The organism is Microbacterium jejuense (assembly GCF_019511665.1).
GTDB lineage: Bacteria > Actinomycetota > Actinomycetes > Actinomycetales > Microbacteriaceae > Microbacterium > Microbacterium jejuense_A.
This window is the reverse complement of record NZ_JAEUAW010000009.1, coordinates 117,575-143,380: the sequence shown is the minus strand read 5'-3', so window position 1 is coordinate 143,380 and position 25,806 is coordinate 117,575. Positions and strand designations below refer to the sequence as shown.

Annotated in this window: 20 protein-coding genes; 4 read left to right on the top strand and 16 right to left on the bottom strand. The window is 68.4% G+C overall.

Annotated elements, in window-relative coordinates:
* Positions 1 to 24 precede the first annotated feature (24 nt).
* The 4 genes from JNB62_RS12975 to JNB62_RS12960 form a co-directional block, all read right to left on the bottom strand.
* Positions 25 to 1,917 carry a rhamnan synthesis F family protein gene (locus JNB62_RS12975; protein WP_220301310.1) on the bottom strand — a complete coding sequence of 631 codons (1,893 nt, stop codon included), beginning with the start codon at positions 1,915 to 1,917 and terminating at the stop codon, positions 25 to 27.
* Positions 1,914 to 3,737, bottom strand: coding sequence for a rhamnan synthesis F family protein (locus tag JNB62_RS12970; RefSeq protein ID WP_220301309.1), 1,824 nt, complete (start codon positions 3,735 to 3,737; stop codon positions 1,914 to 1,916). The genes JNB62_RS12975 and JNB62_RS12970 overlap by 4 nt, the downstream gene beginning before the upstream one ends.
* Positions 3,738 to 3,844: 107 nt before the next feature.
* Entirely contained in the window at positions 3,845 to 4,717 is an 873-nt protein-coding gene (gene rfbA, locus JNB62_RS12965; protein WP_220301308.1) for a glucose-1-phosphate thymidylyltransferase RfbA, read from the bottom strand.
* Between the two features lie 57 nt (positions 4,718 to 4,774).
* Positions 4,775 to 6,241, bottom strand: a complete 1,467-nt coding sequence (locus tag JNB62_RS12960) for a hypothetical protein (protein WP_220301307.1) — start codon at positions 6,239 to 6,241, stop codon at positions 4,775 to 4,777.
* 132 nt (positions 6,242 to 6,373) lie between these two features.
* Between JNB62_RS12960 and rfbB the strand changes: the two genes are divergently transcribed.
* Both rfbB and JNB62_RS12950 read left to right on the top strand, forming a co-directional pair.
* Positions 6,374 to 7,372, top strand: a complete 999-nt coding sequence (gene rfbB, locus JNB62_RS12955) for a dTDP-glucose 4,6-dehydratase (protein WP_220301306.1) — start codon at positions 6,374 to 6,376, stop codon at positions 7,370 to 7,372.
* Positions 7,372 to 8,781 carry a sugar nucleotide-binding protein gene (locus tag JNB62_RS12950; RefSeq protein WP_220301305.1) on the top strand — a complete coding sequence of 470 codons (1,410 nt, stop codon included), beginning with the start codon at positions 7,372 to 7,374 and terminating at the stop codon, positions 8,779 to 8,781. Before rfbB ends, JNB62_RS12950 begins: the two co-directional genes overlap by 1 nt.
* A 64-nt stretch (positions 8,782 to 8,845) precedes the next feature.
* Here the strand turns inward: JNB62_RS12950 and JNB62_RS12945 are convergent, their stop codons facing one another.
* The 8 genes from JNB62_RS12945 to JNB62_RS12910 form a co-directional block, all read right to left on the bottom strand.
* Positions 8,846 to 10,867: a cell wall-binding repeat-containing protein gene (locus JNB62_RS12945; RefSeq protein ID WP_220301304.1), complete on the bottom strand. Its 2,022-nt coding sequence runs from the start codon at positions 10,865 to 10,867 to the stop codon at positions 8,846 to 8,848.
* Between the two features lie 112 nt (positions 10,868 to 10,979).
* The gene (locus JNB62_RS12940; protein WP_220301302.1) at positions 10,980 to 12,107 is read right to left on the bottom strand and encodes a glycosyltransferase; all 1,128 of its coding nucleotides are present in this window, start codon (positions 12,105 to 12,107) and stop codon (positions 10,980 to 10,982) included.
* Between the two features lie 2 nt (positions 12,108 to 12,109).
* A complete protein-coding gene (locus JNB62_RS12935) occupies positions 12,110 to 13,582 on the bottom strand; it encodes an LCP family protein (protein ID WP_220301298.1) in 1,473 nt (490 codons plus the stop codon).
* Positions 13,579 to 14,046 carry a 5-(carboxyamino)imidazole ribonucleotide mutase gene (purE, locus tag JNB62_RS12930; protein ID WP_220301342.1) on the bottom strand — a complete coding sequence of 156 codons (468 nt, stop codon included), beginning with the start codon at positions 14,044 to 14,046 and terminating at the stop codon, positions 13,579 to 13,581. Before purE ends, JNB62_RS12935 begins: the two co-directional genes overlap by 4 nt.
* 117 nt (positions 14,047 to 14,163) lie before the next feature.
* Positions 14,164 to 15,300: a 5-(carboxyamino)imidazole ribonucleotide synthase gene (locus JNB62_RS12925; RefSeq protein WP_220301297.1), complete on the bottom strand. Its 1,137-nt coding sequence runs from the start codon at positions 15,298 to 15,300 to the stop codon at positions 14,164 to 14,166.
* A gap of 58 nt (positions 15,301 to 15,358) precedes the next feature.
* Entirely contained in the window at positions 15,359 to 15,946 is a 588-nt protein-coding gene (locus JNB62_RS12920; protein ID WP_220301296.1) for a PH domain-containing protein, read from the bottom strand.
* A gap of 54 nt (positions 15,947 to 16,000) precedes the next feature.
* Positions 16,001 to 16,807: a biotin--[acetyl-CoA-carboxylase] ligase gene (locus tag JNB62_RS12915; protein WP_220301295.1), complete on the bottom strand. Its 807-nt coding sequence runs from the start codon at positions 16,805 to 16,807 to the stop codon at positions 16,001 to 16,003.
* A gap of 20 nt (positions 16,808 to 16,827) precedes the next feature.
* A complete protein-coding gene (locus JNB62_RS12910) occupies positions 16,828 to 18,726 on the bottom strand; it encodes a serine hydrolase (protein ID WP_223231127.1) in 1,899 nt (632 codons plus the stop codon).
* Positions 18,727 to 19,179: 453 nt separating this feature from the next.
* On the opposite strand from JNB62_RS12910, the gene JNB62_RS12905 reads away from it, so the two are divergent.
* Together JNB62_RS12905 and JNB62_RS12900 are read left to right on the top strand one after the other, a co-directional pair.
* A complete protein-coding gene (locus JNB62_RS12905; protein WP_374450915.1) occupies positions 19,180 to 20,769 on the top strand; it encodes an acyl-CoA carboxylase subunit beta in 1,590 nt (529 codons plus the stop codon).
* Positions 20,766 to 21,005, top strand: coding sequence for an acyl-CoA carboxylase subunit epsilon (locus JNB62_RS12900; RefSeq protein WP_220301291.1), 240 nt, complete (start codon positions 20,766 to 20,768; stop codon positions 21,003 to 21,005). Before JNB62_RS12905 ends, JNB62_RS12900 begins: the two co-directional genes overlap by 4 nt.
* Before the next feature lie 347 nt (positions 21,006 to 21,352).
* On the opposite strand, the gene JNB62_RS12895 is transcribed toward JNB62_RS12900, so the two are convergent.
* The 4 genes from JNB62_RS12895 to JNB62_RS12880 are packed head-to-tail and all read right to left on the bottom strand — an operon-like array spanning position 21,353 to position 25,729.
* Entirely contained in the window at positions 21,353 to 22,453 is a 1,101-nt protein-coding gene (locus tag JNB62_RS12895; protein WP_220301290.1) for a hypothetical protein, read from the bottom strand.
* A complete protein-coding gene (locus JNB62_RS12890) occupies positions 22,450 to 23,700 on the bottom strand; it encodes a sensor histidine kinase (RefSeq protein ID WP_220301289.1) in 1,251 nt (416 codons plus the stop codon). Before JNB62_RS12890 ends, JNB62_RS12895 begins: the two co-directional genes overlap by 4 nt.
* Positions 23,690 to 24,367: a response regulator gene (locus JNB62_RS12885; protein WP_220301288.1), complete on the bottom strand. Its 678-nt coding sequence runs from the start codon at positions 24,365 to 24,367 to the stop codon at positions 23,690 to 23,692. Before JNB62_RS12885 ends, JNB62_RS12890 begins: the two co-directional genes overlap by 11 nt.
* Positions 24,368 to 24,376: 9 nt before the next feature.
* Positions 24,377 to 25,729: a class I SAM-dependent RNA methyltransferase gene (locus JNB62_RS12880; RefSeq protein WP_220301287.1), complete on the bottom strand. Its 1,353-nt coding sequence runs from the start codon at positions 25,727 to 25,729 to the stop codon at positions 24,377 to 24,379.
* Positions 25,730 to 25,806 lie beyond the last annotated feature (77 nt).

Below are 25,806 nucleotides of genomic sequence, written 5' to 3'. Positions count from 1 at the left end.
CCGAGCGACCGCGCCGATGGACAGTCACCGGCGCGGTGTCAAACGCGAAGCGAGCCGCACCAGGCGATTGGACGGGTCCGTCATCCACCCGAGCCGGCGGCCGATCCGGGGATGAAGCCCGAAGTACATCCGGACGAAATCGCGGAAGCGCCCTTGGCCGACGTATCCCGCCCGTTTGATGAACATGATCCGATCTACGCTGTCGCCGGGAATCGTCGCAGACATCTGATCGAAGTTGAACTGCATCGAGGTGTGGCTGATCGAGGTGTACTCCGGCGTCGACACGGTCCGGGTGTGATACCCGAGCTCCGCGGCCGCGTAAGAGGGCATCCGCTCAAGAATGTGCGCCAGACCCCCGTCACGGTACGCGTCCGCTCCCCCGAATCCGTCGTAGGTCCAGGGATGCTCGACGAGAAGACGCAACGCCTCGGGACGGGCGATGTACATCGAGCCGTACGGGGCCATCGGCGAGATCTCATCCAGCGGGACATGGATGCCGAGTTCTCGGCAGTACTTCTCGAATCCCGGCTTGTTCGACCACCACCCGCGGCCCATCGTCGGGTAGCCGAGATGGATCATCGGCGGATAGACGAGGCCCAGGCCGGGCTCCTTCTGGAACATGGCCAGGACGTTCGCAGCGTATCCCGGGCTCGGAAGGAGGTTCCCGAACTGCTGGGCTTTGAAGTGGCGCCCGACGTTGTAACCGTCTTGCGGTGTCTTCTTCGAATGGAGCTTGACGATGAGATCGTAGCCGCCGTCGAGGACGACGTCCCTGCATCCGATGAGGAATGCGCTCTGGTCCCGGCCCGCATTCTCGACCACCCTGACCTCGACGGCGCGGCCCTCACGCGGCCGCTGATCGATCAGCGCAGCGATGGCGGCGGCCTTGTCGGCGTCAGGGGTAGTGATGAACAGATCGTACGTGCCGGGCAACGCGTCGACGAGGTCGAGCATCTCGTCGGTCATCTCGACGTAGAAAATGTGCAGGAGCGCTGCGACCCGGAACGGGCGCGAAGCGTCGTAGCCCATGTCGCGGTGAGGAACGACCTTGTGCATTGCGGCATCCGTGTACAGCACACGCGGCTCGACGTTGCGGGCCAGACTCCGCCATGCCAGCTCTATCGGATACCCATGACGCTCGGCCGTCTCCATGACCCACCGCCCGACGACGGCATGGCGATCCAGGAACGGCGGCCAATGCAGGAACGGTCGTCGCTTCAGCAGCGGGCAGCCCGCCTCGATGAGGAGGTCGGCGTTGAAGAGCGCCGGATGCTCGCTCGGAAAGTCGCTGGACGGGAACGCGACCGTGTGGTCGAAGCCTTGCGCTGCGAAGTGACGAGTGAAGCTCGCCTCGTGCAGCAGCACGGCATCCTGGACGGTTGCCATCTCGGGCAGGTCACGCCAGTAGTCGCGCCATGCCTCCGACAGGAACAGCTGCGGACGCACCGCGATCCAGAACGACTGCAGGTGGTACGGCAGTACGCCCGTCCCCGAGAATGGATTCGGCGCGACCTCGGGGTGGTCGGTCATTCCCCAGAAGGCGACCGGCACGGCCGCCATCCTCTCCAGGACCGGCGCGAAGGGGCGGACCGGACCGAACCAGGTGTCGTTGGTGAGGATGATCTCGTCGAAGTCGGAGACGCCGTCGCCGACGTGCTCAAGACCGGCCTTGTGAGCTCCTATGTCGAACCCGACGTTGTCGCGGACGATCACCACGTCGGCGCGCCCTTCCAGACTGGCCCTGGCCGCGGGACTCAGCGTGCCGTTCGCCACGACGACGATCCGCGTCGCATGCGACCGCAAGGCGTCGAGGGCGAAGAGCACATAATCCTCGATCCCGCCGCGACGGTCCCAGACGGCGTAAATGATCAGCCGACGAGTGTCAGCCGCGGTCACAGGAATCGCATCGGCAGTCATCGCCCGCCTCCGATCCCTTTGAGAATCCGGCGACCAGCGCCCGCGACCCTACGCACCGCCTGGTAGACCGGCGAGATCGTGCGCGCCGCTGACGGATGGTTCAACTGAAGATACATTCGGGCGAGGCCGGCCGCTCCACCGTGGCCCGTTGGGCCGGCCCGATGGAGGAATTGGATCTGCTCGACTGGGTACCCCGGTGTCGTGGAGGAAAGCTGGTCGAGCTTGAACTCAAGGGATGTGTGGCTGAGCTCGGCATGCTCCGCGTTGAGGACTGTGCGGACGTGGAACCCCAGCTCCCCGGCCGCGTTGGCGATCAGGCGCTCGATCGTGGGGCCCAGCGGCGCGTCGGGGAAGCGGGAATCCGGCTCGAACTCCTCGTAGGTCCAAACCCGCTCGGTCAGGCGTCGCAGCGCCTCGGGCCGAGCGATCCACATGCCTCCGAAGGGGGCGAGAGGCGTGATCTCGTCGATGGGAACATCAATGCGCAGGTCATGTGCCAATGCCTCGGCCCGTTTCCGGTACGTTCCCCAGCCGCTGCCCATCGTCGCGACGCCCGTGTGGATGGTCGGTGGGAACACGACGCCCAATCCCGGTTCCCGCTGAAACAGCCCGATGACGTTCGCGGCGTAACCCGGGGAGCTCAGCAGGTTGTCAAGCTGATGGCGCGTGAAGTACCTGCTCGCGTTGTACGACTTCTTGGCCGATCGCTTCGAGTGGAGCTTGACGACCAGGTCGAATCGATCTGGCTCGAACACTTCCGGATATTCGATGAGGAAGGCACTCATATGCTTACCGGCCTTCGAGGGCACGATCCGGAGTGCGACGTCATCGCGGCCTCGCTCGTGCAAGACCTCACGGATCGCATCTGCCCGACGTTGCTCGTTTGTCGTCAGGAAGACGTGCACATCGCCTGGCAGGCGCTCTATGCGATCGAGGAGCGCGTCGGTCATGTCGGGATGAACGATGTTCACCACGGCCGCGATCCGCATGGCACGTGCGGGCTCGTACGCCTCCTCGAGGTCGGAGAGGACCTCCAGCATTGCGGCATCCGTGTTGAGCGTGTGCGGCGCCACATTGCGGGCGAGATCGTGCCAGATGACCGGCATGGGGAAGCCGTGCGTTTCAACGGTCTGCAGAATCTCGCGCCCGATGACGGCGTGCCGGTCCAGGAACGGTGGATAGTGGAAGAACGGCCTCCGCTTGAGCAGGGGGCAGCCGTCGTCGATCAGCAGATCCGGATTGAAGAGCGCCGGATGATCAGTCGGGTACTGCGACGAGGGGAATGCGGCCGCGTGCGTGTATCCGCGCGTCGCGAAGTGCTCGGTGAAGACCGCCTCGTGCTTGAGCACCGCATCGAAATAGCCCGGCATCGGAGGAAGCTCGCGCCAATATTCCCGCCATGCCTCGGTGTCGAACATCCCTCGGCGGATCGCGATCCAGAAGGACTGCAGGTGGTAGTGGAGTACGCCGTCCCCGGTGAACGGATTCGGCTCCTCCCGGGCGTGATCTGTCATTCCCCAGAAGTGGACGTCCTGCTGCGCCATCCTCTCGAAGACCGGTCCGTACGGCCGAATCGGCCCGAACCAGGTGTCATTGGTCAGCACCACTTCGTCGTACTCGGCGATCGCAGGGCCGACATGATCGAGCCCTGCCTTGTGGCCCCAGATATCGAAGCCCACGTTGTCGCGCACGAGGATCTCATCCGACACGGGCTCGAGTGCCGCCCGTCCGTCGTCGCTCAGCTTGCCGTTCACGACGACGACGATGCGCGCTGCGTGCTGCCGAAGGGCACCCAGCGCGTGGGGAATGTAAGGCTCCACGTCGCCTCGTCTGTCCCAGACGACGTAGACGACCAGGCGCCGGCAGTCGCTCGGAAGGGAAGTTGGCGGAGTCACGGTTCTCGAAACCAACGAAGCGCTCTTCTCGGTCAGTGTCGCCCCTGCTCGAGCGCCTTGAGAAGGTAGGCGCCGTAACCGCTCTTCACCAGCGGCTCTGCGCGCGTGCGCAGTTCGTCATCGGAGAGGAAGCCCATGCGCCAGGCGACTTCCTCAGGGCAGCCGATAGAGAGACCCTGGCGCTTCTCGACCGTACGGATGAAGTCTGTGGCCTCGCTGAGAGAGTCGAAAGTGCCGGTGTCAAGCCAGGCCGTCCCGCGGGGCAGGAGTTCCACCTGCAGGGCGCCTCTCTCGAGGTAAGCCTTGTTCACGTCGGTGATCTCGAGTTCGCCACGAGGCGACGGAGTGAGGTTCTTGGCGATCTCCACGACGTCGTTGTCATAGAAGTAGAGGCCGGGAACTGCGTAATTGCTTTTCGGCGCCGTCGGCTTCTCCTCCAGCGAAACGACCCTGCCATCCGCGTCGAACTCCACGACCCCGTAGGCCGTCGGGTCGTCCACCCAGTATCCGAAGACCACACCGCCTTCGAGATCCGTGTACTGACGCAGGCGCGTGCCCATGCCCTGGCCGTAGAAGATGTTGTCGCCGAGGACGAGCGCCGCGCTCTCGCCGCCGATGTGCTCTTCACCGAGGACGAAAGCCTGAGCGAGGCCGTCTGGAGAGGGCTGCGTCTTGTACGTCAGCGAGACGCCGAACCGTGAACCATCCCCGAGAAGTCGCTGGAACTGGTCCGAGTCCTGAGGTGTCGTGATGATCAGGATGTCCTGGATGCCAGCGAGGATCAGCGTGGAGAGCGGGTAATAGATCATCGGCTTGTCGTAGACCGGGACCAGCTGCTTCGAGATGCCGAGGGTGATCGGGTGGAGCCGCGAGCCGGTGCCGCCGGCGAGGATGATGCCACGCATTCCTCTAGTCTGGGCTATCTGCTGACTCGCTCCAAACCGTCGGCAGCCTCGAGGGCGTCACCCGGTGAGGGTCATCACTGCGACGTAGCTCACCACAGCCGCGACCACAGAGAACCAGCGTGTCCACACCGAGCGCGTGAACAGGAGGCCAGCGCACACGAGGAAGAACGCCAGGAGCGACATGCCGTACCGCGCCGGGAGATAGAAGTAGTAACCCGCCATCACCACCGTCGCTATGGCCAGAAGCGGCCCCGAAACGAGCGCGACAAAGAATGTCGCGAGCGCCAGCGACTCGGAGCGCGACCCTCGACGCGATGCGGCGATCAGACCGATCACACCGGCGACGATGATCCAGGCCATGACGGCCGAAGCGATCTGCGCGGCGATTCCCAGCAGCCCCGGATCGATCGCCCCCTTCGAGACCCCAGGAAAGAAGCGCAGTACTTCTTCGGCCAGTGCACGCTTGCTCAACGGCGCCTCGACGCCCTGGTCCGCTCGTGTGTCGGCGACGATCAGGTTGCGGATGACTGCCCAGACGCCCTGCGCGACAACGGAGACGACGACGGCCGCGAACGCCGCGATCACGCGCCGGTCGCGTACCAGAGAGATCCAGCGCCTCTCGGCTCCGCGGCCCCGGCGGACCGCATCGGTGAGCGCCCAGAGGATCAACGTGACCGCGGCGGCGGCCACGCCCATGAGATTCTGCATCTTCGCGAGAGTGAGCACGACAGCCGACCCGACGAACAGCCACGGAACCCACCGTGATCCGCGAAGGAACATGGTGAGGAGGAACGCCATCAGCGCTCCGGCTAGCAACGACATCGCATCGGTGCTGATGTAGGTGTTCGACCAGTATGCGGAGAGGGAGCCGACCATCAGCAGTCCCAGCGAACCCGCCGTCACCACGTCGACCCGTAGCCTCCGCAGAGTCAGATACAGCAACACGGCTGCAGCAGCCAGCCAGACGACACCGGTGTAGCGACCCGCCTCGGTGATGTCGCTCATGCCCAGAAGCATGAGCGGCTGGGCGAGGAGCCACGTCGCGCCGAAGTACACGGGGGTGTAGATGTCGGCGGTCGTCTTCCCGCCGTTGGGCATCGTCGCCTCGTCGGCTTCCTGCCAGTCGGTGCAGAAGTCCGCAGGGTAGTACCCCAGCGTCCTGACACCGTTGCACGAGAGGTACAGTCGCGCATACTCGCCCGTCTCCTCGCCACGATGCACGACTAGCTGGGTGGGTACCTTGGCGAGGTAGTCGATGTAGACGTACTCGTCGATCGGCGAGACCATCTTGTGCTGTGGCACCTGCCACACCACGAGAACCACGCTCGCGATCACAAGGATGATCGCGACGATCCAGTCCACCAGGCGGCTGTTGCGCTGCATCCATTTCGGTGTCGCCGCGCGGTCCACGCCGACAGTGTGTTCCGCGTCGCCTGCTTCGTCCATCGTCGGTGCATCGTCGACCGACGCTCGCCCCTCGACCATTCCGTGCCTTTCGGTGATTCTCAGCAACGCACGCTGCATCGCATGATCCGTGCCGCAAACTCGTGTCGAGGAGCGCACTGTCGCCTAGCCTATTCGACCGATGCCCGGGAGATCCTGAGTGCAGCGCGGTCGCCGCACGAGCGGCGAGGCGGCTGCCAGTAATCTTGTGGCATGCGGAAACTCCTCGTGACCGGCGGAGCCGGGTTCATCGGCTCGAACTTCGTCCACCACGTCGTCGCCCACACCGACGATCACGTGACGGTGCTCGACAAGCTGACGTACGCCGGCAACCTGGCGTCTCTTGACGGTCTCCCCGAGGAGCGCGTGACCTTCGTGAAAGGCGACATCGCGGACGCCGCCCTGGTGGACGGCCTCGTCGCCGAGGCCGACGCCGTCGTCCACTATGCCGCGGAGTCGCACAACGACAACTCGCTGAACGACCCCCGCCCGTTCATCGACACGAACATCATCGGGACCTACACCCTGCTCGAAGCCGCGCGCCGCCACGACACCCGCTTCCATCACATCTCGACGGACGAGGTCTACGGCGACCTGGATTTGGACGACCCTGCGCGCTTTACCGAAAGCACGCCGTACAACCCGTCCAGTCCGTACTCGTCAACCAAGGCAGGAAGCGATCTCCTCGTCCGCGCGTGGGTGCGCTCGTTCGGCGTCCAGGCGACGATCTCGAACTGCTCGAACAACTACGGTCCCTACCAGCACGTGGAGAAGTTCATCCCCCGGCAGATCACAAACGTGCTGCGGGGAATCCGTCCGAAGCTATATGGCAAGGGCGAGAACGTACGCGACTGGATCCACGCGGACGACCACTCATCCGCCGTGCTGACGATTCTCGATAAGGGTCGAATCGGCGAGACCTATCTGATTGGCGCGGACGGCGAGAAGAACAACAAGGACGTCGTCGAGCTGATTCTGACCCTGATGGGACAGGATGCCGCCGCTTACGACCACGTGACCGATCGAGCGGGCCACGACCTGCGCTATGCCATCGACTCGACCCGCCTGCGCGAGGAACTCGGATGGCAGCCTGCCTACCGCGATTTCGAGGCGGGGCTGGCAGCCACGATCGATTGGTATCGCAAGAACGAGGACTGGTGGGCTCCCGCCAAGGACGCCACCGAGGCGTTCTACGCCACGAAGGGCCAGTGATGACGGAGTTCGGCAAACAACTTGCTTCGGTCGAGACCGGCATCCCCGGGCTTGTGCTTTGGGACCTCCCCGTCCACGGCGACAGCCGCGGGTGGTTCAAGGAGAACTGGCAGCGCGAGAAGATGACCGCGCTGGGGCTGCAGGACTTCGGACCCGTGCAGAACAACATCTCGTTTAACGACGCGGTGGGGACCACCCGCGGTATCCACGCCGAACCCTGGGACAAATGGGTTTCGATCGCATCCGGCAGGATTTTTGGAGCGTGGGTCGACCTGCGAGAAGGCCCGACGTTCGGAAAGGTGTTCACCGCAGAGATCGACCCCTCGCGCGCGATCTTCGTCCCCCGCGGGGTCGGTAACGCCTACCAGACGCTCGAAGCTGACACCGCCTACGTCTACCTCGTAAACGATCACTGGTCGCCTGACGCCACGTATACGTTCCTCAACCTCGCGGATGAGACGATCAGCATCGACTGGCCCATTGCTCTGGACCAGGTGGAGATTTCGGCGAAGGACCTGGCCCACCCGCGCCTGGCGGACGTCATGCCGATGCAACCGCGCAAGACGCTCGTGCTGGGCGCGAACGGTCAATTGGGGCGCGCGCTGCGCGCGGAGTTCGCCGACGCGAGGCATGTCGAGTTCACGTCCCGCGATGAACTGGACCTCACCTCCCCGGGGCTGGGCTCCGCACGACGGTGGCGCGACTACGGCGTCATCATCAACGCCGGCGCGTACACGGCAGTGGACCTCGCCGAGACACCGAAGGGGCGCCGCGACGCATGGGCGGCCAACGTCAACGGTGTAGCCCTACTCAGTCGGATCGCCGCAGAGAACGGCATCACCCTCGTACACGTCTCAAGCGACTACGTCTTCGACGGTACACATGACGGCGAGCACTCTGAAGAGGAGCCCTACTCACCGCTCGGGGTTTACGGCCAGACAAAGGCCGCGGGGGATGTCGCCGTGGCGACCGTGCCCCGCCACTACATCGTCCGCACGTCGTGGGTCATAGGCCAGGGGAACAACTTCGTCCGCACGATGGCGTCGCTTGCGGATCGAGGTGTCGATCCGAAGGTTGTCGACGACCAGGTGGGACGACTGACTTTCACCGACGAGATCGCCCGTGGCATCCGACACCTGATCGAGAGCAACTCTCCGTACGGTGTCTACAACCTCACTGGCGCCGGCGAGCCCTGCTCGTGGGCAGGGATCGCTCGTCGTGTGTTCGAGCTGTCAGGCCACGATCCTCACCGTGTGACGGGCGTCTCCACCGAGGAGTACTTCTCCGCCGCCCCAGCGCCAATCGCCCCACGTCCCGCGAACAGTGTGCTGGACCTGTCCAAGATCATCGGGGCAGGGTTCGTGCCAACTGATGCCGACGCGTCGCTCATGGCCTACCTGCGTCCCTGACACAACATCGAGTCCGCCCGCTGCTGAAGGTGTGGGCCGCCGGCGCCGCCTACGGCCCTGACCGTCAGCAGCGAGTCGAACGCGCGACGTCAGCGTTGAGCGTCGGCTCGCCGCCTACGAGTGTGATCTTCTGAACGTTGTTGACGATGAACCACGATTTCGCGGGACCGGACAGGCAGTTTCCCGGAGTCGTCACCAGCGGGGACTTGGTGATGGCCGCCAGCACCGAGCCGCTGAGCGCGTCGGGGAAGTCAGTACCCGTGGCGAGATACACCGTCGGCGCGCCCTTCGGATAGACCGCCTGGTTGAGCAGCAGACTCGTTGCGTACCGGTTCGCGCCGCCGATCCGCGTCACGGCGATTCCGGCCGCTCGCAGGCCCGCCTCGATTCCGGCGCTCACCGCCGAAGCGTCGCCCGCGACCGTTACGGACTTCACTCCTCGCGCACGCAGCGCCGCCGCGGTCCCCGCGTCAAGCGTCGCGTCCGAACCCTGGACCAGCATCACCGGCGCCCCGACTGCCCCGCCCAGCGCGGCGGCAGCCACCGCATCTTGATAACGCGTGCCTGTCACGATGTAGGCCGCCGTCGCCTGTGGAAACGCCTCGGCTGCGATCAGGCGGCTCGTCTCGTAGCGGTCGACTCCGGCGATCCGCGTCACCATCGCAGCGGGAACCGCGGCTGCGATGGACGCCTGAGCTGCGGTCGAGATACGGTCGGGACCTCCCAGTATGACCACGGACGTCGGCGCCAGACGCTGCATCTCGGCCAGGACGCTGCCGGAAACCAGATCCCGCTCAGTCAGTAGCAGGGAGGCGCCGGTCTTGGCGGCTGCGGCCCCGGCAGCAAGGGCGTCGGCAAACTCGGTCCCGGACGCGACGTACACCTTGCGGGTTCCGGCGGGATAAGCCGCCTTGGAAACTGCGACGGCCGTGTCGTAGCGGTTCACTCCTGCGAGCCGCGTGGCGGTATACGTCGCCCCGGGTGCGGGCGACAGGTATTGGCTGCTTACCCAAAACGTCGCTCCGTCGATGCGGATCCGCGACCAGTCGCCGGCTGTCCCCGTGCGCGTAACGACCGTGCCTTGACTCAGCGATCCAGCTGGCGGATCGCACGCCGTCGTCGGAGCTAGGCGAGCGTTGAGTGACGCGACGTTGACCACGAACTCGCCACTTGACGTGGACACCGAGGCGGGCTGCGCGCACGCGTTGGCGGGGGTCTGGGTCGAACCGAACCAATCCGTGAAGTACTGGTAGAAGTTGCGGTTACCGTAGCTGGAACAGCCGTCGCCTTCGCCGTAGCCAGCTCGCAGCGCCGCGGCATTCGGTTGGTACGGCGTGTAGTAGTAGAGGTCGGCCGTTGCCTGGTTCTGAATGTATACGGGTGAGGATCCGCAGGCAACGTTGGGATGCCACCGGACATTCCAGGTCCTCCCCGGGGCATACCAAGTGAAGTACTGGCTTGTTCCCGGCGGATTGGCGTAGCGCTTCAGTTGCCATGCCGCGCCGAAAACCTGGTTGAAGAACCCGTAGTACCGCGTGTCGCACGCCGCTGTGTCGGGGCATCCCTGGCCCATCGCTATCGTGTAGCGCCAGTCGCTCGGCCATACGTGAGTGACGAGTCCTTGTTCCTTCTGGAGCATGACCAGGATCACCTGCGGGTTGATGCCGCACGCCTGAGCCACCTTGAAAATGATGCGGGAAGCACGCTCGCGGACTCCACCTGAGTACGCCCCGCACATGGCGTCAGCGGCCGTCGTCCGCGAGGTGTCGTACCAGTCACGCAAGCACGTGTATCCGGCCTGACACCTCGGCACTTTCTGCTCAAGGAACGCCTGGATCTGCGCCTCCGTCATGGAGTCCCTCTGGAAGAACACTGCGTCGCTGACGATGTTGCCAGGCTGGAACTTCGTCAGATCGGCACTGGGAACAATCGACGAGCCGACGGCCGTGGCCGCGTCAGTCGGTGCAGCGGCCGCGGCCGGAGCAACCGGTGCCAGCAGACCGAACATCAACGTGAAAACCGCCCCGATCAGCCCGATTCTGAACGATCTAGGCGCGATCGCACCCGTTCTCATAGCCCCCGCCATGTGATCAGTGTGGCGGATGTGACCAGTGAGTACAACATCGTCGGCGTATTGGGCGCATCAACACGACGTTCTCACGTGACTCGAAGGGGTTCCGGCGGTGGCTCTGAATCGCCTACAGCTCGGCGTGCAGCGCCCACACCTTGTCCGCGGCCTCGCGCCACGAGAACGCGCGCCCGCGGTCGCCCGCGAGCACGCCGAGCCGATCGGCCGCAGCCGTCGACCCGAGCGCATCAGCCAAAGCCGAACCCAGCCCCGCAGCCAACGTGGATGCATCCGAACCCGCCACCAGCACTCCCCCGTCGAACACGACCTCGTCGTGCACGGCGGACGCCGCGGCGATCACCGGGACCCCCAGCGTCAGCGCGTCGACGACGCGCCACGGGAACGCAGCACGGCGCGACGGCGCGACGAGCGCAACGGCCCCGCCGAACGCGGCCGCCCGATCCGCCACCGAAAGCACGCCCCGGACGTGAAGCCGTCGCTCCGGGATGCCGGCGGCCGAAGCCACCTCGGCGACGAGAGGCTCGTGCCCCTCCTCGACGTCGAGCACGACCACAGGAAGGTCCACCCCGGATGCCGCGACCGCTGCGAATCCGGCATCCAATCCCTCCGATGCCAGCGCACCGCCGGCAATCATCACGAACCCTTCCGGCAAGCCGAGCTCACGACGCCGCCCGATCTCGTCCACCGGCACAGCGAATCCCGACGGCGACGCCCCCGCGATCACCCGCACCCTGTCACCCAGTCCCGGCGCGATCTCGAGCAGCCTCCCGGCAAGCGAGTGCGTCGGCACCACGACAGCGTCCGCATGCTTGACGGCGCGCTTCAGCATTGCCTTGTGCCACGCCGCGACGCCGCGCGGCAGCTCGGCGGGCGATTCCCACGGGCGCAGGTCCCACACCGTCACGACGGTCTGGTCGTGGTCGTGCACGCGGTCGTGACGCACGAGCGGGGCGAACAGCGACGGTGAGTGGATCATGCCGCCGCCGATGCCGGTTCCGACGCCCAGCTGCAGGGCGGCGGCGAGTTCCCGTCGCGGCAGGGCCGTACGCCGCACACCCGCCAAACCTGGAACCGCGCCCGACAACGCGTCAGACCCCGAAGGCGCGATCGCCTCGACCTCGCAGCCGGCAGGCGCACCAATCACCAACGCGCGCGCGAGCTCGCGCGACGCCTCGGCGAGTTCGGGTTCGGTAGGGGCGACGAGCTGATCGAGCACGACGCGCAGTGTGGCGACCACGATCACTCCCCCGACGGAGTCGGCGCCGGCGGATGCAGCGTCGACTGGATCAGCTCGGCGATGTAGGCGTAGTCGGGGTCGAACTCGTCGATGCCACCGGCAGGCGTCAGCTCGATCGTTTTGACCGGCTGCTCCTTCGCTTTGAGCGCGAGGTCGGCCAGCGTCGGGATGAGCGACTGCGGCAGATCCGTCTTGACGAGGTCCGTGCCCGCCGCGACGACCTCGTTGAAGCGGGTCAGCACGACGTCGGGCTTGAACTGCGCGAGGATCGCCTCCTGCAGCTCTCGCTGACGTCGCATGCGGTCGAAGTCGCTCGTGGTGTAGCGCGAGCGGGCGTACCACTGGGCGGTGTCGCCGTCCATGTGCTGCTGGCCGGGCTCGATCCAACCGGTCGCCCACGCGTCGACGTCGTGCGGGTCGACGCCCTCGGGCGGTCCCCCCTTCGGCAGGCGCTCGGTGACGTTGATGTCGACACCGCCCAGCGCATCGACGAGCGACGCGAACCCGTGCATGTCGATGAAGACGTAGTACGGGATCTTGACGCCGAGGATGCCCTCGGCCGCGTCCTTCGTCGCCTCGACGCCGGGCTCCGACGCCTCAGAGATCGCCTTCGGGTACAGCTCGTTCCCGTCCTGGCACACCTCGACCTCGGTGCGCAGCTGGTTGATGCCGCTCCCCCACCCACACGTCGGGTCGGCGTGACCCTCGTGCCCGTTCGGGTACCGGTCCTTCATCGGACCGTCGGCGAACGGGAAGTTCGGCATGTCGCGAGGGATGCCGGTGATCGTGGTCGCGCCGGTCTCGGCGTTGATCGACACCACCGAGATGCTGTCGAACCTCATCGAGTCGCGGCCTTCGCCGCTGTCGGCGCCGAGCAGCAGGATGTTGTAGTAGCCGTCGTCCGGAGGCACGACGGGCCCGGTCGCCCGGAAGATCCCGACGCCGCTGCGCACCGACCCGACCGCGCCCTGCGCCCACGCGGCGGTGCCGCTGCTGACGACGAGGAGCCCGATCGCCACCAGCGCGATGCCGAACCGCGCCCATGTGCCCGTCTTGACGAGGCGCACGAGGCGCAGCGTGTCGATCGTGAGCACGATCCACAGCAGGCCGTACGCGATGATGGCACCCTGCACGATGAGCAGGGGAAGCGGTCGCAGCAGTCCCAGCCAGTCCGGCAGCCACGCGCCGGTGATGATGCTGAGCCCGGCCGTCGGTGCGAGCAGGGCGAACAGCAGCGTGACGACGAGCGCGGTCCACATCACGAGCGTCGCGCCCAGTGCGAACTTTCCGAGCCTGCGGTTGCCGGCAACGGCCTGCGCCGACCCGGGGATGAGGAAGTTGAGCACGACCAGCCACCACCCGCGCCTGGTCATGAACGCGCGGGACGAGGCATCCGGATGCCGCAGCGGGCGCTCCTCGACGACCGCCGCCGCGGCGGGACGGGTCGTGTGACGCGGCGGGCTCGCGACGCTCACAACGACTCCTTGAGCCGCCGGTTCTTGAGCTCGACCTGGGTCTCGAGGTCGCGCGCGTACGCCTCGACGCGATCGGCGACCTCGGGGTCTGCCGCGCCGAGGATGCGGGCGGCGAGCAGACCCGCGTTCTTGGCGCCGTTGATGGAGACCGTGGCGACCGGGATGCCGGCCGGCATCTGCACGATGCTCAGCAGCGAGTCCATGCCGTCGAGGGTCGCCAGCTGTACCGGCACGCCGATGACGGGCAGGGCCGTGACCGAGGCGAGCATGCCCGGGAGATGCGCCGCGCCGCCGGCGCCCGCGATGATCGCGCGCAGGCCTCGAGCGCGCGCTTCGCGCCCGTACCGCATGAGCTTGTCGGGCGTGCGGTGCGCCGACACGACCTCGACCTCGTGCCGGATCCCGAAGTCGGTGAGCGCCTGCGACGCGTCGCTCATCACCCGCCAGTCCGAGTCGGAGCCCATGACGACCCCGACCAGCGGTGTCTCGGAGGAGTGCAAGGGGGATTCGAGCGCGCCGGTCACCCGTCAAGGGTAGGGGTCATGGCTGGAAGATCCCCGCAACGGCGCGGCCGTCCGGCGTCAATCGAGGAACACGGATGCCGCGGCCCGCGCCTGGTACGCGACGTCGTCGAGGTCGTCGCCGACGACGTTGACGTGGCCGACCTTGCGCCCGGGGCGCGGCGCCTTGCCGTACGTGTGCACCTTCGCCTGGGGGTGCTCGGCCATCGCGGCGGCGAAGCGCTCATCGAGCGCACCCTCCGTCGGGCCGCCGAGGATGTTGACCATCACCGACCAGTCGGCGACCGGCGCGGTGTCGCCCAGAGGCAAGTCGAGCACGGCACGCAGGTGCTGCTCGAACTGTCCGGTCACGGCGCCGTCCTGGCTCCAGTGGCCGCTGTTGTGCGGACGCATCGCGAGCTCGTTCACGAGCAGACGCTCGTCGGTGGTCTGGAACAGCTCGACCGCCAGCATCCCGGTCACCCCCAAGCCCTCCGCGATGGCGGTGCCGATCTGCGCGGCCACCTGCGGAAGCCGCTCCCCCGCGTGCGGTGCCGGAGCGATCACCTCGGCGCACACGCCGTCGCGCTGCACGGTCTCGACCACCGGGTACGCGCGCATCGCACCTGAGGGCCGACGGGCGACCTGCTGCGCGAGCTCCCGCGTGAAGTCGACGAGCTCCTCGACCAGGAGAGCGCCGCCGTGGGCGTCCTCGGCGAGCGCGGCGAACCAGTCCTCGGCCTCGGTGCCGGCCGACACGACGCGCACGCCCTTGCCGTCGTACCCGCCGCGCGGTGTCTTCACGACGGCGCGGCCGCCGTGGTCGTCGATGAACGCCTGCAGCTCGTCGGCATCGGTGACGGCCGCCCAGTCGGGCTGCGGCATCCCGAGCTCCTGCAGGCGCGCGCGCATCAGCAGCTTGTCCTGCGCGAAGCGCAGCGCGTCGGGGCCGGGGTGCACGGCGACGCCTGCGTCGACGAGAGTCGCGAGCACGTCCTGCGGGACGTGCTCGTGGTCGAACGTGACGACGTCGACATCGCGCGCGAACTCGAGCACCGTGTCGGCGTCGCGGTAATCGCCCACCGCCGTCGCGGCGAGGGATGCCGACATCCCGGCGTCCTCGGCGAGCACGCGGAGCTCCACTCCGAGCTCGACCGCCGGCGCGATCATCATGCGGGCCAGCTGCCCGCCCCCGACGACTCCGACTCGCAGCGTCATGCGACTCCCTCTCGACTGCCTGCTTCCATCATCCCGCACGCGCGGGATGATGCAGGACCTACGCGAGCGGGGTGGTCGGGACCGTCGGCGGAAGCGGAGGCGGCGGGCCCGGTGGCAGCGGCTGGGCGTCGCGGTGCGCGAGGATCTGGTTCACCTCGACCTGGTCGACGAGCGCTTCATGCACCAGCTCGACCGAGGGGATGTTCGTGAGACGCAGCGGGTCGTCCACGCCGTTGCTGAGCGTGATCGTGCCGGCCCCCCACATGCGCTGCAGCAGTCCGCGCTTCACCTTCAGCGTGTAGCCGCGGACATGGGCGAGCTCACGGCGCTTGACCACGAAGACCCCGCGACGCTCCAGCACACGGCGCGTCGTGATCGTGTACACATGGCCCCACCACGTGAGGAAGGGCAGCACCACGAGCAGCAGCACGATCCCGGCGGCTGCGGCCAGCAGCATCCAATTCTGCAGACCGGCGGGCAGGTTGCCGTAGAAGTAGCCGCACGCGCCCGCGACGGCGATCAGCACCAGCGCCGACCAGAACAGGCGCCGCGCGTGGCCGCGGAACTTCGCGACCAGCAGCTCGGGCGTGGGCGCGCCGGGGGCCGGGGTCAGCGGTCTGCCGCCCAGTCCCATCGGCTGCGTCATGGGTCCATTGTGACCGGTGGCGCCGACACGCGCCTGCGAAACGGCCGTGTCGCGTCAGGTGGCACGCCGGACGTGGACGACGTCGCCGGCAGACACCGCGCTCTCGAACTCGCCGTCCTGCACCACGACGAGCCGGCCATCGGGGTCGATGCGCTGCGCGCGCCCGCGCAGCGTCTCGCCGCCCGGCAGCGACACCGCGACATCCGCGCCCACCGTGCCGCACAGTGCCTCGACCTCGGCCAGCACGCCGGCGGCGGCCGCATCCCCGTGCGCGGAGGCGAGCGCCTCGAGCTGCTCGGCGAGCGCTCCCAGGTAGTCCGCGAGCAGGCGGTCGTTGTCGCACACCTCGCCCAGCGCCGCGAACGAGGTGGCGGTGTCGACGGGAAGATCGGTCTCGGGCATCCGCGTGTTCACCCCCGCCCCGATCACGACGACGTCGGGATGAGCGGGGACGATCTCGGCGAGGATGCCACACACCTTGCGACCGTCGACGAGCACGTCGTTCGGCCACTTGAGCCTCGTCGTGTGCCACGTGCCCGACAGCTGCGCGGCGACGGCACGCGTCATCGCCGCACCGGCGACGAGCGGGATCCAGCCCCGCGCTGCCGGCGGGATGGCGGCGGCGTCGACCACGACCGAGACGGCGAGCGCGGAGCCGGGCGGGGTCACCCACGTGCGATCGAGACGGCCCCTGCCCGCCCGCTGGTCGGTAGTGAGCAGCAGCGAGAGGTGCGGCCACTCCGCGGGCGCCTCGGTGACGTGGCGCACGACGTCGGCGTTGGTCGAGTCGGTCGTCGGCACGACCTGGACGCGCGGGCTGAGGGCGGCGGCGAGGGGGTAGCCCTCCGACGGGAACGACATGACCTCACGCTACGCCTGGCTCAGCGGTTACGCAGATCCGTGAAGATCGTCCAGAGTTCTCGCTGACCGTAGTACACCTTGTACCAGACCCGGTTTGCATCCACGACCTGGATGGCCGCGCCGGCGGGAACGACGAGCGTCATCGGCCCCCCGGGAGATGTGCGCAGGGCTGTCGCACGAACGGTCACCATCTGCTCAGCGGGATATGACGCGGCTTGCCCGAATGATCCGTTGAAATATTCGTAAACCGTCCGGGAGATAGCACGGAACGCTTCCTGCGAGGGGGCATCGTCGCCGATGACCGAGAGCACGTATGACGATCTCGGCCCCCTCACCTCGGCGGTGTCTCCCTGCAGAAGTCCCGAAGCCACCCACAGCGACCCCGGTTTGCTCGCCTGCCAGACGCCTGGTGGAATCCCCGACGCGATACGCGCTCGCCAGATCTGCCCCTGCATGAGACTCAGGAGGTGATCGGCAAACGGCCGCGAAAGAATGGTGCCTTCTTCGAGTCGTTCGACCATGCCGACGAGATCGTTGGTGGTGGTTCTGTTGCCCGCGTACAGCACGCTGGTTCCGGTCGGGACGCTTCCGTAGTACGTGTTGGTGAAGCCGGCGCCACGGATCATGGCGTTGATCTGTGGAATGCCGATCCAGTGCACGATATCCGCGTGGCAATAGTTGTCCGATGCATGGATCATCACGTACATGCACGTACCAACGTCGATTCCCGAGGCGAGCACCGTGTCGAACCGCGCAGTCCCCCGCTCGATCCGTGAAAGTGCCGCCCAGGCCGCGAAGATCTTCATCATGCTCGCCGGTTCGCGCTGGAGACCTCCTCCGACATCGGTAGTCACGCCAAGGCCGTCGAGCTGATGCACGGAAACCGTGAACGAGCCGGGGTATCGCGCAGCCGTGTCCCGGATAGCCTGATTCAGCTGAGACTCCCGAAGTGACTTCTCCGAGGAGCACGACCGGTTCTCGAGAACTGCTTGCCCCAGCCATTCCGGTCCGCCGACGGCGGTGACCGATATCCTCGCTGCAGCGATGTGCGCCGCGACCGTGTCGGGTGTACATGGTTCGACCGCGTAGAAGAGCGGCTGCCCCGATGCGGCGGCGAGCGCAGACGCGACAGCAAGGTCGGGAGTCGTCTGCGGGTTCACGATGATCGCGCGCTGCGGCGACTGGGGCTGATCGACTGCCATGAGGACCGTCTCGGCATACGGATCGCTGGCGACGCGGCGCGACACGGTGAACCCCGCGGCCCTGAGCGACTGCTCGTACCCCTGTCCGATTGTCGAGAATCCGCCGACAATGACGAGTTCACTAGCGCCGACGCGGCGGAGCGCATCGATCGTGGCGACGTCGGCGTTCGGTTGGATGCCGTCGACGAGGAGCGTGGCGCGATCGATGGTGGTGGCGGCAGCCGACGCAAGCGCAGAATCCACGAATGCCGTCCCGTTCGCGAGATAGACCGTTTCGATCCGGGTGGCGAGCCCGACCAGCGCCTGCCGAGAGCTGTCATAGCGATTGACCCCGGCGAAGCGCTGAACGTCGGGCACGATGGTGCGCAGCACACCGATGACGCCATCACTGACGCCGGACGGCCCTCCTATTACAATCACGCGACCCGGGTCCAGGCGCGCGATCTCAGCCTGCACAGCTGCGGGCGCCGCTGCCGGGTCCACATACAGCAGCGGTGCCTGGAGGTGGAACGCGAGACCGGCCGCGATGACTCCGTCGGCGGGAGCATATCCCGATGCCACCAGGACGGTGGCGGCACCGCTCGGAAAGGCATGCTGGGATGCGGCGACGCTCGTCATGATGCGGTTGGCACCCGACAGGCGTGGTGCGCTCGGGATCACGGCGGTGGCGGGCGCCTGGAGAGCTCGCGTGTCCGGAGGCGACTGGGGCGACGGCATCTCGGGGGTCGAGTCCGTCGGCGATGTAGTCGGCGCGGTTGGCGGCTGGGGGGACGTCGGTGTGAGAGTGGGTGTCGGCGCCGAGGTTGGGTTGGGCGTCGGTGCGAGCGTCGGCGTCGGTGCGGGGGTTGGCGTCGGCGTCGGGCGCGTGTCCGACGGAGTCGACTCCGATGCTTCGGGCATGGGGGCCGGGCCCATCCCCACACTCAGCACCGCGGAGAGCGCGAGCACCGCCGCCCGCGCCATTCCTGTTCTCACAAGTCTCGACCGTGTTGACACCGTGGCACCGACCCTAGCCGCACCGCCCGGTGGGCGGACAGATGCGAGTCGAAGATCTTGTGAGGATCCCGGCTGCCAGACTGACTGTTTCGGCGCGAAGGTGACAGTGGATGCCGCGACCCCTTGTGCGAACCCTCCAACGGATCGCGGGAGCCCGCCGATAGGGTGGAATCCGTGACCGAGCAGCCCGACCTCTCGACGACCGCCGGCAAGATCGCCGACCTCCGCGCGCGCTACCAGGAGGCCGTCCTCGACCCCGAGGACGCCGCCAAGCAGAAGCAGCACGCGAAGGGCAAGGGCACCGCCCGCGAGCGCATCGAGCAGCTGCTCGACACCGGCAGCTTCGTCGAGCTCGACGAGTACGTGCGCCACCGCACCACCGCGTTCGGCATGGACCGCTCCCGGCCGTACGGCGACTCGGTCGTCACGGGCGTGGGCACGATCCACGGCCGCACGGTGGCCGTGTACTCGCAGGACTTCTCGACCTTCGGCGGCTCGCTCGGCGAGGCCGCGGGCGACAAGATCATCAAGGTCATGGAGTTCGCCCTGCGCAGCGGCATCCCGATCATCGGCATGCTGGACTCGGGCGGTGCCCGCATCCAGGAGGGTGTGATCGCGCTCGGCAAGTACGGCGAGATCTTCCGCCTGAACACCGCCGCGTCGGGCGTCATCCCGCAGATCTCGATCATCATGGGACCCGCGGCGGGCGGCGCCGTCTACTCCCCCGCGCTCACTGACTTCGTCATCATGGTCGACAAGACGAGCCAGATGTTCGTCACCGGCCCCGACGTCATCAAGACGGTCACCGGCGAGGACGTCGGCATGGAGGAGCTCGGCGGTGCGCACACGCACAACACCCGATCGGGTGTCGCGCACTACCTCGCCGAGGACGAAGAGGACGCGATCGACTACGTCCGCTCGATGCTCGGGTTCCTCCCCGACAACAACATGGCCGAGCTGCCCGTGTACGAGTCGGGCTTCGAGTTCGAGACGACCGACGCCGACCGGGCCCTCAACACGCTCATCCCGGACTCGCCGAACCAGCCGTACGACATCCACCAGGTCATCCGCGGCATCGTCGACTCCGAGGACTTCCTCGAGGTGCAGCCGCTGTTCGCGCCCAACATCGTGATCGGCTTCGGTCGCATCGAGGGGCGCTCGGTGGGCATCATCGCCAACCAGCCGTCGCAGATGGCCGGCACGCTCAACATCGAGGCCGGCGAGAAGGCGAGCCGCTTCGTGCGGTTCTGCGACGCGTTCTCGATCCCGATCGTCACGCTCGTCGACGTCCCCGGCTACCTGCCCGGCACCGACCAGGAGTGGACGGGCGTCATCCGCCGCGGCGCGAAGCTACTGTACGCCTACGCCGAGGCCACGGTCCCCCTCGTCACGGTCATCCTGCGCAAGGCCTACGGCGGCGCGTACATCGTGATGGGCTCCAAGCAGCTGGGCGCCGACATCAACCTCGCGTGGCCGACCGCCGAGATCGCCGTCATGGGCGGCCAGGGCGCCGTCAACATCCTGTACCGCGGCGAGATCAAGCGCGCCGAAGAGGCGGGCGAAGACGTGGCCGCCGTGCGGGCGCGTCTGGCCAGCGAATACACCTACAACGTGGCATCCCCGTTCCTCGCCGCCGAGCGCGGCGAGCTCGACGGCATCATCGAGCCCGCGCAGACGCGCGTCTCGATCGCCAAGGCCCTGCGCGCCCTGCGCGGCAAGCGCGCGAGCCTCCCGCCCAAGAAGCACGGGAACATCCCGCTGTGAGCATCGCAAGGGACGAGACGGATGCCGGCGACCCCGGTGTCACGATCGACGTGCGCCGTGGCACGCCCACCGAGGAGGAGCTGGCGGCCCTCATCGCCGTCGTCAGCCAGGCGTACACCGGCGAGGCCTCCGAGGCGGTCGCCGAGGAGCCGCGCTGCCGCAGCGGCTGGGAGCTGTCGGCACGGTCGATGCGCCAGCCCCTCAACCGCGACCTCGGCTGGGGCCGGTTCGGCTGATCCGGCGGTCGCCGGGCCGCCGGTCCAGCCGGCGGACAGCTTTGTCCCCCGAAATACCTACAGACAGACCGCTTGCGGCCTGGAGATACTTGTACCGCTGGAACGCTTCTGCGTTCGGCCGATCCGAATCCGCTCGGCGGATGACCCGGATCCGGCCATGCGGACGGTTTTCGGGTAACCGTCCGCCAGGCGAGGGGCGGGCGGCTTCGCCGCCCCTCGCCTCCTCCGGTCACGTTCCCCGTCTGGCTTCCCCTCCCCCTGCTAGGCGGGGGACGAAGCCGGCTTCGTCCCCCGCGCCCCGTGGCTCACGGGATGCCGGGCGCCCGGCATCCCTTCCTCTCTCGCGTTCAGCGGCCGGGGTGAGGGATCTCGCGCCACAGGTCGACGTTGTCCTCGTCGCTCGGCCCGCCGACCGACATCGAGCGTCCGACGACCGTGACCGCGATCCGCTCGTCCGGTGAGGTGCGGATGTACAGGCGGTCGGAGCTCGCCGAACGTAGCGTCTCGGCCAGCTGCGCCCGGATCACGCTCAGCGTCTCGTCGTCCACGCCGTCCAGGCCGCCCTCGTCGAGCACCGTCACGTTGGCGCCGCGGCGCCGCGCGCGCTCCAGCTCGGCGCGCACATCGTCGTCGAGCAGGCGCGGGCCGCGCATCTCGTCGCGCAGCCGCCCCTCGGCCAGACGGGCCTCGAGGCGGTCGGCGTCGGTCAGGTGCCCCCCGTGCGCGACGGTGCGCGTCAGGACGGGGCCGGCGACCGCGAGCGCCTTCTGCACCTGCACGCGCCGCTCGCGCTGGCGGACGACCTGCGACGTCTGCCAGGCCGAGGCCGCACGCTGCAGCCGGGTCAGGCGCGACGTGTCGCGCGCGGCACGGTCCATCGACAGCACGAGCAGCTGCGCGCACGCCACCCACACCACCGAGCCGACGAGGCCCAGCGACAAGGCACCCAACGGGCCCATCCACGCCATCGACGCGATCGTCAGCAGCACGATGCCCGACCATGCGGTCCAGGGCCGGCGACGGACCATCACGATCGTCATGAGTGCACCGATGCCGCCCAGGTACCACGTCGCGAACGGCTCCGTGCGATCGCCCGGATCCACCGCCAGAGCGATCGCGGTCGGCACGATCGCCGCGCACGCCAGCGCGAGCACCTGCGCGGCCGGCGGCAGCGAGCGGGGCCCCCGGATGCCGTCGATGGCCGTCTGCGTCCGCACGTCGGCGGACGTCTCGCGTGGCCCCTCGTCGTCGGAGCCGGCAGCCAGGACGTAGCCCGAGGTGGGTTCCCAGAACACGCAGAGCCAGGTCGTCACGAGGTACAGCGCGAGGGCGGCGACGACGATGAGCGGCTGGCGCACCTCCCCCGTCGTCCACCACAGGCCGCGTGCGGCGAGATAGGCGGTGAAGGCCACCGCCAGCAGCATGAGGACGTTCTTGACGCTGATCACGACGCACTCTCCTGCCACGAGAGATGCACGGCCGTGCCGTGCGCGTCGGTCTCGAGGTCGGCCTTGCCGCCGACGGCGGCCACACGGGCCACGATCGACGCGCGGATGCCGAGCCGGTCATCGGGCACGGCATCGAGGTCGAACCCCTCGCCGGCGTCGTGCACGTCGACGCGCACGCGGCCCTCGCTCGCCGAGAGCGCGACGCCGAGCCCGGCACCGCCCGCGTGCTGGAGCGCGTTGGCGATCGCCTGCGTGGCGGCCAGCGACAGCGCCCGGGCGACACGGCCGGGCAGCGGCGGGCTGCCGGGCGCGATGTCGCGCTGCACGTCGACCTCGACGCCGAGTTCTCCGGCGGCCGCCTCGATGTCATCGGCGAGCTGGTAGGCGTCGCGGGGCTCGTCGGTGCCCTCGTGCGCATCCTGCTCGGTGTTGGCGAGTCGCGTGAGCGCCTCGCGCGCCATCGCCGCGGCCAGCGTGCGCTCGCGCGGCGTGGTCGCCCGCTCGGCGGCGATGAGCGCGGCCAGCACGCTGTCGTGCATGAGCGCGGCGACCGCCACCCGCTCCTGCTCCGCGGCATCCGCGGCGGCGGCGCGCGCGTACGACGAGACCGCCCGGGCGCGCGTCTCGTCGACGTTCACGGCGACCGACCGGAACAGCCAGCCGAGGGTGAGGATGACGCCGCCGAGGATCAGCGCGAACGACACGTCGAGGCTCACGGCGATCCAGTAGTCGGCGGCGAAGCCGCCCTGCACGAGCCGCACGAGCCCGAACAGCACGGGGGCGAGGATCGTCCACCCGATCTGCAGCGGGAACGGGAAGGCGAGCACCGCGGCGAGGGTGGCGAGGTTGACGAGGTACCAGATCCACGGTTCGTCGAGCGTCCGCGGGGCGATGCCCGCCGTCGCGATCGGCCATACCGCGAGCGCCAGCATGTACACGAGCGCGAACCCGCCCGCCGCGAGCCGCACACCGCGGCCGATGACGCACGCCAGGATCATGATGCTCAGCGACCCGAACACCGCGATCATGAGTGTCTCGTGCCAGCCCGGCCGCTCATCGGACGGCCCCAGCGCCGTGACGAACGCCTGGGCGCCGACGATGAGCGAGCCGAGACCGCCCGCTACGAGCGAGATGATGCGCTCTACGCGCGACCGCGTGAAGGATCCGATGCCCGCCGTCGCTTCGCGCGAGTGCGGGATCTGGGCCCACGCGGTGTCGAGCACCGCGGTCTGCCCGTCAGCGGCCACGCGCGATGTCCCCCGAATCGGACGCCGGCTCGTCGATGAGCCCGTCCTCCACCGCGCGGTGGAGCAGGTCGATCTTGGTGGGCGCCGGCCGGCCGACCTCGACGTACTTCACCCGGATGCGCGTGATGTTCTCCTTGGCGGTCGAGTAGGCGATCCCGAGGCGGTCGGCGACGGCTTTCAGCGGCAGGCCGGCGGCGTACAGCCGCAGCACCTCGCGCTCGCGCGCCGCCAGCTGGGCGTCGGCGAAGTCGCGGTCGCCCTCGACGGCGCTGGCCCACTCGACGTTGTTGAGCGGCTCGCCGCGCGCGACGGTGCCCACGGCGGCGATCACGTCGCCGATGGGCGAGGACTTGCTGACGACGCCCGCGGCTCCCGCGGCGAGCGCTTCGCGGACGGCCGCGGGACGGTCGGCGACGCTGTGGATGATGACGCTCGAGCCGTCGCGCACCAGCCGCGTGACGTTCTCGGTGACTGTCGTGCCGTCGCCGAGCGTCAGGTCGAGCACCACCACGTCGGCCGGCGCCCCGCGCGTGCGCACCCGCCAGCCGAGGTACTCGGTGACCGTGTTGCCTGAGAAGGCGACCTCCATGTCGGCGATGCGCGCGCATGCGGCTTCCAGCCCGAGCCGCACCGACTCGTGGTCGTCGATGAGGGCCACGTGCGTCATGCCGCCAGCCTAGCGAGAGCCGCCCGACCGGGTGAGGACTGCGACGGCCTCGACGTGGTGGGAGTTGGGGAAGAGGTCGAGCGCGTCGATCCGCGCCGGCTCGTACCCGCCGGCGCGGAACGTCGCGACATCGCGCGCCAGCGCGACGGGGTCGCACGCGACGTAGACGACGGTCTCGGGCGCGAGGCCCGTGATGTGCTCGACGACCTCGCGTCCGGCGCCGGCGCGGGGCGGGTCGAGCAGCACGACACCGCGTGACAGCCGCTCGCGTTCCGAGGGGGATGCCTCGTCCGCGAGGCGCGCCAGCCACCGGTCGACGCGCCCGGTCTCGGCACGGGCGCCGACCGATTCCGCGAGGTTCTCGCCGGCGTGCTCGGTGGCCCGTTCGTCGGACTCCACGCTCGTGACGCGGGTCGTGGGGCCACCGAGGTCGGCGAGCGTCGCCGCGAACAGGCCCACGCCGCCGTAGAGGTCCAGGTGCCAGGCATCAGGATCGATCCAGAGGCCGCCGTCGCGGCGGATGGGTCCGTCGGGACGGATGCCCTGCAGCGCCGCCGTGACCGTCTGCGTGAGCGAGTGCGCGGCCAGGCGGTGCACCTGCCAGAAGCCGCCGGCATCCACCCGGAAGTCGCGGCCGCCGACCCGTTCGACGACCACCTCGGTCTCGGGTCCGCGCACGGCGGGGCGCCCTCCACGGCCACGGCGGGCCACCGGCCCCTTCCGCTCGGGCCGCGGCAGCACGCGGACGCGGCCGTCGGCGGGCTGCACGAGGTCGATGCGGCCGGGCTCGCCGCTGCGCAGCTCGATGGCGGCGCGCTCGACCTGCTCGGTCGCGAGGGGGAAGTCGAGATCGGGGATCACCCGGTGGCTGCGTGCGGCGTACGGACCGATGCGGCCGTCGGCGTCGACGTGCAGGCTGAGGCGGGTGCGCCAGCCGGTGCCGTCGTCTGTCTCGGCGGCGAGCGCCGCACCCGTCGCCGACGCCTCCTCCACGCCGACCGCAGGAGAGTCGATACCGCCGAACCGCTGCAGCGCGTCCCGCAGCACGCGGGCCTTGAGCTCGCGCTGGTGCCACAGCTCGATGTGGCCGAAGTCGGCGCCGCCGGGACGGTTCTCGGGCTCGACGTCGACATCGGCCTGCCGCCACACATGGGGCTGCCGATGCGGCGAGGCGTCGAGGACCTCGAGCGTCTCGCCGCGCCAGAACGACTTCTTCGTCGTGTCGGTGAGGCGCGCACGCACGGTCTCGCCGGGGATGGCGTCGGGCACGAACACGACGCGCCCCTCATGGCGGGCAACGAACACCCCGCCGTGCGCCACACCTGTGATCTCGAGGTCGATGACGTCGCCGGTTGCACTCACCCGTCGAGCCTACGCCGCGCGCGATGTCGAGAACTCAGGACATCCCGCATCGAACCTGCGGCACGACGCGCGGCTCT